Genomic DNA, 15156 nt, shown 5'->3' with positions numbered 1-15156 from the left:
CTCACCCAGTACTTGTCATCGAACCCCGGGAGCGTTCGCACATCACCAACATCACCCCGACCAATATCCAACCCTCATCATGAGAGTGAACTTGCATAAAGAGAGTCAGCCCTCTACCTTAATGAGAGCCAGCTCTCAGCAGCAGCCGAGACCGACCGAGAAGGACCTGCACTCATGACCACCCCCGCTTCCACCACCAGCCGCACCGTCGCCCTCCCCGGCGGACTCACCGTCACCGTCCAGGAGTTCGGCGAGAACACCGAGGGCACGGGCGTGCTGATACTGCACGGAGGTGCCGGCCCGCGTACGGTCGCCGGCATCTCGAACGCCCTCTCCGAGCACGTCTACGTCGTCACGCCGACCCACCCCGGCTTCGACGGCACCCCCCGCCCCGAGCGCTTCGACACGGTGGCCGACCTGGCCATCGCCTACCTCGACCTGCTCGACACGCTGGACCTCAAGGGCGTCATGGTGATCGGCAACTCCGTCGGCGGCTGGATCGCCGCGGAGATGGCCCTGCGCGACAACCAGGGCCGTATCGGCGCCCTGACCCTGCTGAACGCGGTCGGCATCCATGCCCACATGGTCGAGAACCGCGTCGTCGACCCCCGCACCATGGCCCCGGCCGACATCAGCCAACTCTCCTTCGCCAAGGCCGAGTTCCGCCCCGACTTCGCCTCCTTCACTCCGGAGCAGCGCGCTGCGGGAGCCGCCAACCAGCAGACCCTCGCCGTCTACGGCGGCGAACACTTCACCTACGACCCGAAGCTCCGCGCCCGCCTCCACCGAGTGACCGTCCCGGTCCTGGTCATCTGGGGCGAGGAGGACGGCATAGCCCCCCTCAAGTACGGCCGCGGCTACGCCGACTCCTTCCCCAACAGCCGCTTCGTCCCGATCGCGGACGCCGCCCACTTCCCCCAGATCGAGCAGCTGGGCGCGACGCTGGGAGCGATCGGCGACTTCGTGGACACGGTGGTGAAGCCGGACTCGACGGATTGAGACCGCTTCAGCCGCACGGACAAGGCCCAGGTCGCCGACCTGGGCCGTTCTGCTGCGATGGACCGGGTCAGGGGGCCGGCCATTGCAGGAAACCCTGAATGACGGGGTCCGGCTCGCCCGTCTCGGGGTTCAGACCCGCAAGCCAGCGCCGCTGCGCCTCGCGCCAGTGCACGAAGGGAGCGGTCCTGCCCCAAAACGAGAAGGAACCGGCCGGGACGGTCCCCATGGTCCCGGTCGTCCAGCTCTTCGCACGGGACGTGCCCGAGCTGACGTTCCCCGGAGGTACGGACGTACTCCAGCTGGTCTGGTGCCCGTTGATCCATCCCCAGGACCAGGCCTGCGCCGCCCTGCCGAAGCTCTTCTGGCGCAACGAGGCGGACATCCTCACCACCGGCATGCTCCAGGCGATACCCACCTCTCAAGAGGGCGAGTACGACGAGGAGTTCATGCCCAATCCGTGCACGGTCTCCCCCACCACGGTTGTGGAGTACCCGAATTGGGACCTGCCGCAGGAACTTCAGCGGACTTTGCGGCCCCGCATGGAGAAGTTGGAAGAACGGTTCGGAATGGAGTACGCGCTGCTGGCGTGTGCCCTGCAGAACAAGGTCGGCGGGTACCCGGCCTGGAATCAGACACCCGACTGGCCGGTCTGCGCGCGCGGCCACCGTATGGAGCACCTGCTCAGCATCACCCCCGAGGAAGACCTCGACATGGTCATGGGCGACCTCGGAGGTATCTACGTCTTCCTCTGCCGCGAGTGCCCCGAACTGCCGTACACGCATCGCTACGACTGCTGGCCCCTCCCACGCGACCGGACTCCTGCGCGCCCTGCTCGCCCTGCCCCCGGTGGGATTACTCCCCCCTGCGCCTCGTTGCCTTCGCCGCTGCCGCCGGAGCCGGCGAACCTCTCCCGACGGCAGTGAGCCCTCCCCACGAGGTGTTCCCGCGGAGAGGACCCGTTCACGCCCGGCGCTCGCATGACAGTGGCTTACCTGCTGTTCCTCACCGGCCGACGAAACACGTCCCTGATCAGCCACCGCAGTTTGCGGGCCCGCGGAGTCTCGGTGGAGTAGCTGGTGGTGAACCTGACGTCGTTCGCGGTACGCCCCAGGGGCGTACCTTCAGGCGAGTACCGGGTGGGGGGTTGTTCGCCCATGCGTCTCTCCTACGGATTCGGAGACCTGGTCCCGCATCCCTTGCGCAGATCGTTGTCGGAGCGGGTCTTGGGGCCCCAGCCGATCCCGCTGGCGTAGCCCTGCATCACAGGGTAGGAGGTGTGGGTGCCGCCCCGTCGTTGCAGTCCGTCGACCATCCGTAGTCGATGAAGCTGTGGAAGCAGGGAAAGTGCGGCTGGCCGACGGCGGCCGGAAGGCGCTGTCAGAACAAGACCTTGAAGGGCACGGCACGTTGCCACCTCCACCAGGGTGACTGGACGAAGCGTGGCCAGGCCGAGGTGAAGAAGCGGGCGGGCAGGCGTCGTAAGAAGTGATCCGCACTCGGTCCGGGGGCTCTCGGCAGACGTTGGGAGGGGGGTGGGGTCGAAGCTTCACGAGTTCCCGGACCGACGTGGCTCGGGGATCTCTTCTGAGCCACCCCCCTTGGTCGCGCGCTCGCCTTTCCGAGACAGCAGACCGACCCAACGCTCCGCAGCGTAAGGGCAGTCACTGACAACGCCCGTGCACCACAGAACGCCGGACAGGGCGAGGAACAGCGGGGAATCACGCCGGTCCGGCAGAATGCGGGCGTGTTCCTCGATGCCATCGACGCTGTGAACTGGTCGGCGATACCCAACCCGACGTGGCACCGCTGCGACGACCCGGAGCGGGTCGCTCACGCGCTACGGCTACTGGCGGTTTCCACCACGGCCAACGAGACGGGCGACGCAACATCGATCCTTGCCGATGGCGGCTTCGTGTGCGGTCACGCCGCCATGGTGTTCCCGGCCGCCCACGCCGCCACCCCGATCCTGCTGGACCTCGCCGAGCACGGCCGGCGTCCGCGCATCAAGGACGCAGCCCTCGGACTTCTGGCGAACGCCCTCGACTACTTCCCGACCGCCGGTCACAACCGGGTGGACACTCCCTACGGCACCGACGTCCCGCTCTGCTGTGCCGTGGCACGTCATATTCGCGGCCGTCGCACTGCTCTTCTGGCCCACGGGATCTACGGCAGACAACTCCTGGCAGAGGCAGAGCTCCACTGGCGGCTGACCATCGAGGAGGCGGAGGTCCAGCCTGACGGCAGCCTGGCCGCCGTCGCCGTCTTCGAAGGCACGTCCTTCCAGGCGCCGGTCGAAGCCGAACTGCACACCTCGTCGTTCGAGCCGCCTGCTCCGACTGTCCGGGTCGACGCGCTGACGGCTGACGCCTCAGGCAGCGCGTACATCCACGTCAGGCAAACACCGTCCGAGGTCACTCCGGGATCCAGCCTCTACCCGGCCGAATGCGGGCGCCGCGAGCACTGACCTCGATGCCGTCTCGCCATGGCCGTTCCGTCCACGCCGGCGCGCCGATCAGCTATCGCCGCTGTCCAGTCCACCTCAACACCTTTGAGAGACCAGCCTCCCGGGAGGCAGAGCGTGCGCGGCCGGCGCTGGCAGGTCACTGCTTGGTCATCGGCTGAGCCCGACCGTCGGTTGGGTCCCGGACGTGTTCTCCGGGCCGCCCCCGGACAGGTCGGGGATGCAACCATTCCCTACGGAGCTGGAACCCCCGGAAGCCGGCCGCGCGTTTACGACCGTAGTCGTAGGCACTGACAACGGGCCCGCCAGGGATGCGCCGCCGGCTCGGGCCGACCTTTCCCTCAATGCGCATCCCCCGGGTCATGGACTCGGGGGATGCGCATTGCACAGCCGTACTACGGCAGCTTCACCACCGTGTAGTCATCGCAATACCCGGCCGCAGAACCGGAGTTCTTGTAGCAGTACACCGACGCCGCCGTGTTGGAGACGCCCGTCGTGAAGAAGATCGGTTCCTGGGTGTACGTCGTCGTCGAGCCCCTCAGGTACGTCTCCGTGCCGCCGAAGCTCTTCACGCCGACCGCGACCTCCTCACCGGCCGTGCCCACCTTCGCCCACGCCGCCAGCAGGTAACTCCCGCCCGCCGTAAGGCCGCTCACCGTCTGGATGGCGCCGCTCGCGCTCACCCCGGTCTGGAGCGAGTACGTGCCGGTGCGGGCGTTGGACGCGACCACGCTCGACGCCGTGCCCGTGCTCTGGGTCCACGGGGTCAGCGCGCCCGTCTCGAAGCCCGGGTTGGTGACCGCGTTCGTGGCCGACGACAGTGGTTCTACCGCCAGGTCGTCGCAGTAACCCGCGCCCGCGCCGCCCGCGTTCTTCCAGCAGTAGACCGTCGCCGAGGTCGACGACGCGCCCGTCGTGAACACGATCGCCGCCTGGGAGTAAGACGTCGACGCGACGTTCGTGTACGTCTCCGTGCCGCCGAAGTTCTTGACGCCTATCGCGAGCGTCTCGCCTGCCGTCGCCACCTTGCCCCAGCCCGTCAGCAAGTACGTCGTCGACGGCGTCAGGCCCGTCAGCGCCTGGTTCGCACCGCTGCCGCTCGCCGCTGTCGTCAACGCGTCAGCTCCCGTACGGGAGTTGGACGCCGTCACCGATGACGCCGTACCGCTCGCCTGCGTCCAGGGGGACAGACTGCCCGTCTCGAAGCCCGCGTTGGACAGGAGGTTGCCGCCGGTGCCGTTGTACGCGCCGATGTTGGGGGCCGCCGTAGCCGACACCGCGTTGCCGTATGCGTCGTAGCCGCCGTTCGATGCGATTACCGCGCCCGCCCTGATCACCGGGGACGACGGGTGGACCTGGTACGCGTTCTTGCCCGTGTACGACGAGGACGTGTTGGCGTTGCCCGCGTTGCGGAACTCCGGGTCCGACGTCACCTTTGCCGCGTCCGCGGGCTCGCGGGACGGGTGGTTGCCGTAGAAGAGGTTGTTGGAGTAGGTCGAAGTGCCGGTGGTGGTGAAGTAGTTGCCGGAGCCGTAGTTGAAGACCGCGTTGTTCTGGAAGGAGAGCGCGCCGCTGATCGACGTGCCTGCGCGGGAGTACAGGATCGGGGTGCTCAGGCCGTCACGGACCGAGAACGTGTTGTTGTAGAAGAGCGGGACGGCCGATGAACTGCCGCTCTGGTTCGGGACTCCGCCCACGAAGTGGAGTACTCCGCCGCCGTGGGTCTGGGTGCCCGATGTCGGGCAGCCGGAGTTGCTGCCGTCGTTCTCGCTGATGTTGTAGCGGACCACCGTGCCGTCGCTGGGAACCGTCGACGTGGGCTCGTTGGCGATGGTGAAGGGGGGCATCACCAGGAGGAAGCCGCCGAGGTTCTGGTGGCTGTAGTTGTACTGGAACGTGGTGTTGTGGTTGCCCCAGTCCACGTCGAAACCGGTGCCGTCGGCGCCGTTGATGTGGCAGTAGACCTCGTTGTTCTGGACGACGGTGTTGCTGCTGCCGGACATCCAGATGCCGGCCGAGGCACCGTTGCAGTACTGGCCGGAGGGCGGGCAGGTCGACTTGGCGCCGCCGTAGCCCGCCTTGTTGCCGTCGATGAGGGCGCCGTCGTTCTTGACGACCAGGATGTCGTCCGCGCCGTCGTACGTCATCGTGTTGTTGCGGATCACCGTGCCGGTCGTCAGGCCTGTGCCCTGGCCGTCCGCGTCCGGCGTCACCGCCACCGCTATGCGGTCCACGTGGTCGAAGGTGTTGTTCTCCACGACCACGTCGTTCCAGGTGGAGACCGGTGTCGTGTGGTCGGTCTGGACGCCCACGCCCGCGTTCGTCGAGTACCAACCGCCGCCGTAACCCGCGATGTTGTGGATGTACATGTCGTGCACGCGGAGGTGGTTCAGTACCCCGCCGGAGCTGTTCTCCGCCAGGACGCCCGAACGGTACGCGGGCGACGAGGAGTTGTCGATCAGCTCCAGGCCGCCGATGTCCCAGTACTGCTGGTTCAGGAGGTGGATGACCGCGCCCGTCGCGCCCGCCGCGTCGATGATCGGCTTCGCGCCCGAACCGTAGGACGCCATGGAGATGTTGCTGCCGGAGGCACCTGAACCGCCGGGGCTGAGCTGGCCGGTGCAGGTCGTACCGGCCTTGAAGAGGATGCTGTCGCCCGCGGCAAAGGTCGTGCTGTTGACGCTGGTTACCGAGTTCCAGGGGCTGGCGCTGGTGCCGGTGCCGCTGACGGAGGCCGAGCAGTCGACGTAGTAACTCGTGCCTGCCGCCGACGCGTTGGTTGCCGTGACGGGGACGAGCAGGGCGCCCGCCAGCGCGGCGAGCAGGGCGAGGATTCCCGGCTTTCGGCGGGTGGCGGAAACCGGTCTGTCGGGCGAACCGAATCTGCGACGCTTCATTGCGCGCTCCTTGGATGGGTGGATGTGTCCCTTGCCGCTGCGTGCGGCGAGATTCCCCTCTTCACCAGGCGCGATGACCGGTTGCCGCCGGTGCGCCTGGAGCGTGTGGTGCTGTCCCGACGCCGGATTCGACGGCGTCGGGGCAGCGCGAAGCCAACAGCCCCGCCAGTTGTGCGAGTTGTGCCGGTCAAGGAACTTGGGGCTACCAGGAAGCCAGTGAGCCGTCCGCGTTGCGCCAGACCGGGTTGCGCCAGCGGTGGCCGCGTTCGGCGGCGGCGCGGACCTTGTCCTCGTCGACCGTGATGCCGAGGCCGGGGGCCGTCAGGCGGTGGATGTAGCCGTCCTGGACCTCGAACGGAGAGGCGTCCGCGAGGTAGCCGAGCAGGCCGCTGCTGTCGCCGTAGCCGATACCCAGGGACTGTTCCTGGATGAGGAAGTTCGGTACGGCGAAGTCGAGTTGGAGGCTCGCGGCGAGTGCGACGGGGCCCAGTGGGCAGTGCGGGGCCACGAGCACGTCGTAGGCCTCGGCCATCGCGGCGATACGGCGGGTCTCCGAGATGCCGCCCGCGTGGCTGATGTCGGGCTGGGCCACCGCGATGCCCGCGCCGAGGACCTCCCTGAAGTCCCAGCGGGAGAAGAGGCGTTCGCCGGTCGCGATGGGGATGGAGGTGGCGCGGACGACGTCACCGAGGTCGCGGGTGAACTCCGGGAGGACCGGTTCCTCGACGAACATCGGCAACAGCGGTTCCAGGTACGGCAGTACGCGCCTCGACATCGCTCCGCTGAAGCGGCCGTGGAAGTCCAGCGCCAGGTCGCGGTCCGGGCCGATCGCCTCCCGTACGGCCGCCACCCGGGCCACGATCGCGTCGATCGCCGCGGGGGTCGCGAGCGGTTCGAGTTGCGCGCAGGGGTTCATCTTCACGGCCGTCAGGCCCTTGGCGACCTGGCCCGCCGCCGACTCGGCGAGTTCCTCGGGGGTCTCGCCGTAGAGCCAGCCGTAGATGCGGACGCGGTCGCGGACGTGGCCGCCGAGGAGTTGGTGCACGGGGACGCCGTGGGTCTTGCCCGCGATGTCCCACAGGGCCTGGTCGATGCCCGCGAGGGCGCTGCTGAGGACCGGGCCGCCTCGGTAGAAGCCGCCCTTGGCGAGCATCTGCCAGTGCTCCTCGATGCGGGCGGGGTCCTGGCCGGTCAGGTAGTCGAACATCTCCTCGACCGCCTTGGCCGTGGTGTGGGCCTTGCCCTCCACGATGGGCTCGCCCCAGCCGGATATGCCCTCGTCGGTGTCGATGCGCAGGAAGAGCCAGCGCGGCTCGACGAGGAACAGCTCGTATCCGGTGATTTTCATGCTGCGGACCTCCGGGTCCTACGGGTAGTTCGGGTCCTACGGGTATGACGACTACGGGTACGGGGAGGGGGAAGAGCGAGGGAACCGGGGGTCCTACTCCTGTGAGCTGATGCTGCGCCCGCCGTCCACGACCAGGTTCTGGCCGGTGATGAACGACGCGTCGTCGGAGCCGAGGAAGGCGACGGCGGCGGCGATGTCCTCGGGTTCGCCGATGCGGCCCACCGGGGTGCGGGCGGCCGTCTGGGCCCGGTACTCGTCCGGCGCGTCGGTCCACAGACCGGTGTCCACCGCGCCGGGCACGACCGCGTTGAACCTGATCCGGCCCGCGTACTCGACCGCCAACTGCCGTACCAGCGCGCTGACTCCGCCCTTGGCCGCCGCGTACGCGGGGAAGCCGCTGAAGCCGAGCACCGCGTGCACGGAGCCCGTGACGACCACCGCGCCACCGGTCGCCGAGAGCAGGGGAACGGCGGCCCGGACGCCGTAGAAGACGGAGTCGAGGGCGAGGCGGAGGTGGTCGTGCCAGGAGGTGTCGTCGAGTTCGTGGATCGCGCCGGGGAGGTTGCGGCCGGCGTTGAGGTGCAGCAGGTCGAGGCGGCCCGTCCACTCCTGGGCGGTCCGGATCGCCTCCGGCCACGCCTCGGGGTTCGTGACGTCCAGCCCCAGGTGACGGGCCTGGCCGCCCTTGGCGCGGACCTCTTCGGCCACCTTCTCGGCGCCGGTCGCGTCCACGTCGGTGACCAGCACGGACGCGCCTTCCTCGGCGAGGCGTCGCGCGGTGGCGGCGCCGATGCCGGAGGCAGCGGCGGTGAGGAGGGCCGTGCGGCCGGTGAAACGAGAGGCGTGACGGTCGGGGTGGTGCTCGGGGGTGGTGCGGCTCATCGTGTTCCTCTCGGCGTGACCGGCCCGTCCGGTCATCCGTCAATCGGTACTGTCCTGCGATCCTCGGTACTGTCCTGCGATCATCGGTACTCGTCCTGCGCCCCTCCGTCCGACCGGCGGCTCGGTCGTCCGAGAGGGGGGAACCCGTAAGGGAACGGGAACCCCTACTGGTCAGCCCGTAGTACCCGGCCGAGCCGTGGACCCCCGCAGCACCAACCGCGGCTCGGTCGGCACCACCACATCCCCCGGCGACTCACCCCGGATCTCCGCGACCAGCGCGTCCACCGCCGCCGTCCCCAGTTCGTGCAGGGGCATCGCGACCGTGGTGAGAGGTGGGGTGAGGTAGCCGGCGACGGGGAGGTCGTCGTTGCCGACGAGGGAGATGTCCTCGGGGATGCGCAGGCCGCGTTCGTGGATGGCCCGCATCGCCCCGATGGCCTGCGCCAGCGAGCTGGTGTACAGCGCGGTGACCTGGGGCCGGTCCTCTGCGGGGGTGAGGAGTTCACGGGCGGCTGCGGCACCGCCCTCCTCGGTGAAGTCGCCGGAGGCGACCGGTGCCGCGAGCAGTCCCAGTGCTGCGGAGTGCCGTAGGAACGCGTCCCTGCGGTCCTCACTGGGGGTGATCCCCGAGGGGCCGGCGATGTGGCCGATCACCTGGTGACCGAGTCCGTGCAGGTGGTCCAGGGCGGTGACGCTGGACCGTGCCACGTCCATCGTGACGTTGCGGCCCGAGCCCTTGACGGCGCGGTTGAGGAAGACGTGCGGAACCGGGTTGCGGCTCAGGGTCTCCAGTAGGGGGTGATTGGGGCGCGCGGAGGCGATCAGCAGACCGTCCACGCGGCCTTCCTTGACCAGGTCGTTGAAGGTGTCGTCGGCCTCCTGGCCGTCGAAGTCCTCGGCGAGCAGGGAGAGATAGCCCAGTTCACGGGCGCGCTGGTAGGCGCCTCGGGAGATGGTGACGTAGGTCGGGTTGTTGAGGGCGGGCACCAGCAGGGCCAGGGCGTGGGTGCTGGCCCCGGCCAGGGCGCGGGCCCCGGAGTGCGGGCGGTAGCCCAGGGCGGCGGCGACCTCGTGGACGCGCTGTCGGGTCTCCGGCCGGACGGACAGGTCCTGCCGTCCGTTGAGCACCTTGGACACCGTCGCCTTGGAGACTCCCGCCTCCCGTGCGACGTCCACCAGCCTTGCCCGTACGGGCTGTTCAGCCACGCGAGTCCTCCCTGTCAACCACGCTGTCGACGACCCCGGCCGTCCTGCGAATCATGCCCTGCTGCCGGATTCGCCTGGGGTGTGGCGATCGGCGTGGGGTGTTGCGTTTGACCTCTTGACACCTTCTGGCGCCGCAACCTAGCGTTCGCCGAAGTCGTTGGTCAACCGGTTTCCTTCGATGGATTTCAGTGATATATCCATTCAGGCCCGGCAAACCATGATGGTCCTCGCACAGCCGACGGGACTCGGCGAACCAAGAGGACCCTCAACTTTCCGTAGAAGAACCGTAGAAACCCCTGCAATACCCCTGCAAGCACGACGAAATCGGCATGCGCCGATGATGGGTGAGGTGTGCAATGAAGCGCTCCGGGAGACTGCTCACGGTCGCCACCACGGTCGCCGCCCTGGCGACGTCGCTCGCCGCCTGTGGCGGCGGTTCCGACTCGACCTCGGCGGACGGGACGGTCACGCTCCACGTGGAGGCGTGGAAGGGCGGCGGCGCGGAGCCGGCGAACATCGCCGAGATCAACAAGGCGTTCGAGGCGGCGCACCCGAAGATCAAGATCGACTTCAAGTACACCACCGCGGACCCGACTTACACGCAGAAGCTGCAGCCGGAGCTGCTGGGCGGCAAGGCCGGCGACGTCATCATGGTCGACGCCGACAAGATGAAGAAGTGGGGCGCCTCCGGCTACCTCGCGGACCTCTCCAACGAGTCGTGGGTCAGTTCCATATCCTCGGCCGCGAAGCCGTTCACGCAGAACGACGGCAAGACGCTGGCCATGCCGATGGAGCTGATCGGCATCGGGCTGTACGCCAACATGGATCTGCTGAAGAAGGCCGGGATCACCGAGGTCCCCGCCGACTGGCCGACGTTCCTCGCCGACCTCGCCAAGCTGAAGAAGGCCGGGGTCACGCCCATCTCCCTGCCGGACAAGGCGGGTTGGACCGGCAGCTCGATCTTCCAGGCGAGCGGTTCGACGACCGTCTACCAGAAGAACAAGCAGTGGGACGCGGACTTCCTGGCCGGCAAGGCGTCCTTCGCCTCGGACTGGAAGGAGCCGCTCGACCAGCTCAAGTCCCTGGGTGACAAGGGCTATGTGAACTGGAAGAACGAGCTCGGCGTCGACGAGTGGTCGCAGGGGCCGCAGGACTTCAGCGCGGGCAAGAGCGCCTTCTGGTACCAGGGTGCCTGGCAGGTCTCCAACATCAAGAAGGCAGGTTTCCCGGTGTCGTTCGCCCCCTGGCCGGGCGGTGCGGCGGGCACCAAGCCGAACGCGATGCTGTTCTCCGGCACCGCGTGGGGCGTCAACTCCCAGTCACAGCACGCGGATGCGGCGAAGGAGTACGTCAAGTTCTGGTCGCAGAGCGCGAACCTGGCGAAGTACCTGGACGCCGAGCACGCCGAGTCCCCGTTCACCGGTGGCACCACGCCCGACTCGACGGAGACGACCATCTTCAACACCGCCTTCACGGAGGGCCGTTACCGGGTTCTCCCCTCCAACACCTGGTACGGCTCCCAGTCGGAGACCGACACCGGATCCAAGATCCAGTCGTTCCTGCTGGGCCAGTCCGACGCGGCGAAGACGCTGAAGGACATCCAGACGGCGGCGTCCGCCAAGTAGCCCCGCACGTCCGGGAGTTGCTCAGCCGTTTCGGGACCGCCGCGGTGCGGGTGCGTGACCCGGGTGCTCACCCCGCGTCCACCGCCCCACCGCGGCCCGCCCGAGCCGCGGCCACCCACTCCCCCAAGGGGCCTGACGGCCAAGGAGGTTGATCCCCCGTGTTCCACCGACGGCGTGCCACCATGGCCGCCTTCCTGCTTCCCGCGATCTCCGTGTACGCGCTCTTCATCCTGTATCCGCTGTTCAAGGGCGTCTACCTGAGCCTGACCGACAGCGTCGGCGGCCCGATCTCCCACTTCGTCGGCATGGACCAGTACCAGGCGATGGCGGACGACCCGCAGATCTCCGCGGCCCTGTGGCACACGGTCCTCTACGCCGTCGTGGTCGTCGTCGTGCAGAACGGCCTCGGGCTGCTCTTCGCGTCGATGCTGTTCCGCCGCGAGAAGGTCCGAAAGGCCCTCAGCGTCGTCCTGTTGACGCCGACCCTCATCTCGCCGTTGATGGCCGCGTTCATCTGGTCGTACCTCTTCGCGCCGAACGGCGGTCTCAACGCCCTGCTCGACGGGGTCGGTCTCGGCGGCCTCAAGCACGTCTGGCTCGGCGACCCGTCCACCGCGCTGTACTCGGTCGCCACGGTCAACATCTGGATGTTCACCGGCTACTCGTGCGCGATCTTCCTCGCCAGCTATATGAGCATGCCGACCGAACTCCTGGAGGCCGCCGCCCTGGACGGCGCGAGCGGCTGGCGGCGGTTCCGCAGCATCGAATGGCCGCTGCTGGCGCCCGCGCTCACCGTCAACGTGACGCTCAGCCTGATCGGTTCGCTCAAGGTCTTCGAGTTCCCGCTCGTCCTGACCAACGGCGGCCCGGCCGGCGCCACCGACACCCTGACCCTGCTCGTGTACCGGAACATCTTCGGCGGCGGGAAGTTCGCCTACGGCGTCGCCATCGCCGTACTGCTCCTGGTGACCGTGGTCGTCCTGTCCAGCGCGACCAACTCCCTGCTCAGACTGCGCGAACGGCGCGTGTGACGACGTACGGACGCCCTCAAGTGCGTACGCACGCCCAGCAGTTCCCCGTCGGCACCGTTGGAATCGTTGGAATCGGACGGATCACCCCATGACCTCACCCCCCTCGACACCGGTCTCCGCGCCGGAGACCGTCCGCCCCGCCGGAAAGCGCGCCGCGCCCCGCCCTCCGGCCGCCCCCCGCGCCGCCGCCCCGTGGACCCCGCGCAGGCTCGCCACCGGCCTCGGCACCACGGCGCTCACCCTCGGCACGGTCCTCTTCGTCCTGCCGTTCGTCTTCACGATCGTCACCTCGCTGCGCACGGCGGCGGACGTGGCGCGTTCCCCGCTGGGCATCCCGCACTCCTTCACCCTGAAGAACTTCACGCACGCCTTCAGCCAGATCCACTACGGCACCAGCACCCTCAACACCCTTCTGATCACCGGGCTTTCGTGCGTGCTCATCACGGTGCTCGGCGCGCTCGCGGGCTACCCGCTGGCCCGCATCACGGCGAGCTGGTCGACGGCGGTGTACCGGCTGTTCATCCTCGGCACGTCGATCCCCGTGTTCGTCGTGGTGGCACCCCTGTACCTGCTGATGCGCGACCTGAACCTGCTGGACACCTACGCGGGCGTCGTCTTCATCTACACCGCGCTCAATCTGCCGCTCGCCGTGTTCTTCTACACCAGCTTCATCCGCCAGATCCCCACCGACCTGGAGGAGGCGGCGGCCCTCGACGGCTGCGGCGCGCTGCGCACCTTCTTCGTCGTCATCCTGCCTCTCCTCCGGCCGGTCACCAGCACCCTGCTGACCTTCATCTCCCTGCAGATCTGGAACGACCTGCTGGTCCCCCTCGTATTCCTCCAGGACCCGGGCAAGCGCACGGTGATGGTGAACGCTTACTCCTTCATCGACCCGCACACCGTCCAGCCGACCACGCTCTTCCCGGCCGCGCTGCTGGGTGTGCTGCCCCTCTTGGTCATCTTCATCTTCTTCCAGCGCCAGATGGTCGCCGGAATGTCGGCGGGAGCAGTCAAATGACGGACCATCAGTTTCTGCAACGGCCCCTGCTCACACCCCAGTTGGTCAGTACCCGGGTGATGGCCATCCTCAGGTCGGCCGACGCCTCCGCGCTGCCCGCCGCGGCCCGTGCCCTCGCGGCCGGCGGGGTGACCTGCCTGGAGGTCACCCTCACCACCGCCGGCGCGCTCGACGCGATCGCCCGCATCAAGGACGAACTCGGCGCCGGGGTCTCGGTGGGCGCCGGTACGGTCCTCACCACGGCCGACACCCGGGACGCGCTGGCGGCGGGCGCCGAGTTCCTGGTCTCCCCGAACGTCGAACCGGACGTCATCCACGACGCGGCCGACCAGGACGTCCCCTTCTACCCGGGAGCGTGGACGGCGACCGAGGTGACCACCGCCTGGCGGGCCGGCGCGACGGCCGTGAAACTCTTCCCGGCCTGCACCGGAGGCCCCACCCATCTGCGCCAACTCCGTGCCCCGCTACCGCACATACCGCTCATGGCGGTCGGCGGCGTGGACCTCGAAGCGGCGGGCCAGTACATGGCGGCCGGGGCACTCGCCGTGGGCGTCGGCTCCCCGCTGCTGCGCGACGCCGACCGGGACCCCACCCCCGAGGCGCTGAACGCCCTCACGGCCCGGGCCCGCGCACTGCTGGAGACGGTCAGGCCCCGCACCGGGCCCGAGGAGAAGAACCCCCTGTGAACACCCGTAAGCCTGTTGTCGAGAACGCCGAGCCCTACCTCGTCACCGTGGGCGAGACCCTGGGCGTCCTGTCGGCCGCCGGTCCCGGCCCGCTCACCCTGGGCACCACCCTGCGCCTCGGCATCGCCGGCGCCGAGTCCAACGTGGCGATCGGCGTAAGTCGCCTGGGCGGCAGGGCCACTTGGATCGGCCGCGTCAGCGAGGACGAGCTGGGCGAGCTGGTGCTGCGCGAACTGCGGGCGGAAGGGGTCACCGCCCTGGCCGTACGCGATGCGGCCCCGACGTCCCTCCTCCTCAAGGAGAAACGCACCAGCACGCACCACCGGATGCGCTACTACCGCACGGCGACGGCGGGCGTCCGCCTGGTCCCCGAGGACATCCCGGAGGACGTCGTGGCGGGGGCGGCGGTCCTCCACATCACCGGCATCACACCGGCGTTGGGGGAGGGTCCGGCGCGAGCGGTGCGCCGGGCGGTGGACATCGCCCGCGAGGCAGGGGTGTTGGTGTCCCTCGACATCAACTTCCGTTCGCTGCTGTGGAACGAGGACGAGGCTCGGCAGGCCGTCCTCCCCCTCCTCCACGACAGCGACCTGGTCTTCGCGGGCCCGCACGAGGCCCGGCTCGCGGTGCCGGACCGCCACGAACCCGAGGAACTGGCCAAGGGCATCTGCGAGTTGGGCCCGTCGGGTGCGGTGATCAAGCTGGGCGCGGAGGGAGCCTTCGCCCTCCTCGACGGCCGTCCCCACCGCCAACTCGCGCTGCCCGCCCGCGTGTACGACTCGGTGGGCGCCGGAGACGCCTTCGTGGCGGGCTACCTGGCCGAGCTGCTGGCCGGCGCACCGGCACCGGTCCGGCTCGACACGGCCGCCCGGGTCGGCGCGTTCGCGGTCGGCACGGAGGGCGACTGGGAGGGCCTGCCGCGCCGGGCCGAACTCTCCCTGCTGGACCACCACGACGACGTACTCCGCTGATGTACTCCGCCGCCGTACTCCACTGAGGAACC

The 15156-nt window shown here is 68.8% G+C and carries 12 protein-coding genes; 8 read left to right on the top strand and 4 right to left on the bottom strand.

All coding sequences use genetic code 11. The features are described 5' to 3' along the window. The first annotated feature begins 174 nt into the window (after window positions 1-174). From OC490_RS20595 to OC490_RS20585, 3 genes are all read left to right on the top strand, one after another. Window positions 175-999 (top strand): alpha/beta fold hydrolase, encoded by an 825-nt coding sequence (locus OC490_RS20595; RefSeq protein WP_262059432.1) that lies wholly within the window; start codon window positions 175-177, stop codon window positions 997-999. 224 nt (window positions 1000-1223) lie between these two features. Beyond that, on the top strand, window positions 1224-1922 hold the full coding sequence (locus tag OC490_RS20590) for a YwqG family protein (RefSeq protein WP_262059431.1): 699 nt from the start codon (window positions 1224-1226) through the stop codon (window positions 1920-1922). 821 nt (window positions 1923-2743) lie between these two features. Then, window positions 2744-3463, top strand: coding sequence for a hypothetical protein (locus tag OC490_RS20585; protein WP_262059430.1), 720 nt, complete (start codon window positions 2744-2746; stop codon window positions 3461-3463). A gap of 392 nt (window positions 3464-3855) precedes the next feature. Here the strand turns inward: OC490_RS20585 and OC490_RS20580 are convergent, their stop codons facing one another. The 4 genes from OC490_RS20580 to OC490_RS20565 all read right to left on the bottom strand — a co-directional run bounded on the left by OC490_RS20580 (window position 3856) and on the right by OC490_RS20565 (window position 9793). After that, window positions 3856-6357: a right-handed parallel beta-helix repeat-containing protein gene (locus OC490_RS20580; protein WP_262059429.1), complete on the bottom strand. Its 2502-nt coding sequence runs from the start codon at window positions 6355-6357 to the stop codon at window positions 3856-3858. 202 nt (window positions 6358-6559) lie between these two features. Continuing rightward, window positions 6560-7705, bottom strand: coding sequence for a galactonate dehydratase (gene dgoD / locus OC490_RS20575; protein ID WP_262059428.1), 1146 nt, complete (start codon window positions 7703-7705; stop codon window positions 6560-6562). 93 nt (window positions 7706-7798) lie between these two features. After that, a complete protein-coding gene (locus OC490_RS20570) occupies window positions 7799-8587 on the bottom strand; it encodes an SDR family NAD(P)-dependent oxidoreductase (RefSeq protein ID WP_262059427.1) in 789 nt (262 codons plus the stop codon). Window positions 8588-8758: 171 nt separating this feature from the next. Continuing rightward, window positions 8759-9793, bottom strand: a complete 1035-nt coding sequence (locus OC490_RS20565; RefSeq protein ID WP_262059426.1) for a LacI family DNA-binding transcriptional regulator — start codon at window positions 9791-9793, stop codon at window positions 8759-8761. Between the two features lie 356 nt (window positions 9794-10149). Here OC490_RS20565 and OC490_RS20560 point away from each other — a divergent pair, with 356 nt between their 5' ends. The 5 genes from OC490_RS20560 to OC490_RS20540 all read left to right on the top strand — a co-directional run bounded on the left by OC490_RS20560 (window position 10150) and on the right by OC490_RS20540 (window position 15124). Continuing rightward, complete coding sequence (locus tag OC490_RS20560) at window positions 10150-11418, top strand: ABC transporter substrate-binding protein (RefSeq protein WP_262059425.1); 1269 nt, start codon at window positions 10150-10152, stop codon at window positions 11416-11418. Between the two features lie 158 nt (window positions 11419-11576). Beyond that, a complete protein-coding gene (locus OC490_RS20555) occupies window positions 11577-12449 on the top strand; it encodes a carbohydrate ABC transporter permease (RefSeq protein ID WP_262059424.1) in 873 nt (290 codons plus the stop codon). Window positions 12450-12537: 88 nt separating this feature from the next. Beyond that, the gene (locus OC490_RS20550) at window positions 12538-13467 is read left to right on the top strand and encodes a carbohydrate ABC transporter permease (RefSeq protein WP_262059423.1); all 930 of its coding nucleotides are present in this window, start codon (window positions 12538-12540) and stop codon (window positions 13465-13467) included. Beyond that, window positions 13464-14153 (top strand): bifunctional 4-hydroxy-2-oxoglutarate aldolase/2-dehydro-3-deoxy-phosphogluconate aldolase, encoded by a 690-nt coding sequence (locus tag OC490_RS20545; protein WP_262059422.1) that lies wholly within the window; start codon window positions 13464-13466, stop codon window positions 14151-14153. Before OC490_RS20550 ends, OC490_RS20545 begins: the two co-directional genes overlap by 4 nt. Continuing rightward, window positions 14150-15124, top strand: coding sequence for a sugar kinase (locus tag OC490_RS20540; protein ID WP_262059421.1), 975 nt, complete (start codon window positions 14150-14152; stop codon window positions 15122-15124). Before OC490_RS20545 ends, OC490_RS20540 begins: the two co-directional genes overlap by 4 nt. Window positions 15125-15156 lie beyond the last annotated feature (32 nt).

The sequence above is a fragment of the Streptomyces sp. STR69 genome, from assembly GCF_024519455.1.
Lineage (GTDB): Bacteria > Actinomycetota > Actinomycetes > Streptomycetales > Streptomycetaceae > Streptomyces.
Note: the sequence above shows the minus strand (reverse complement) of the source record. Positions and strands in the feature narration are given on the sequence as shown.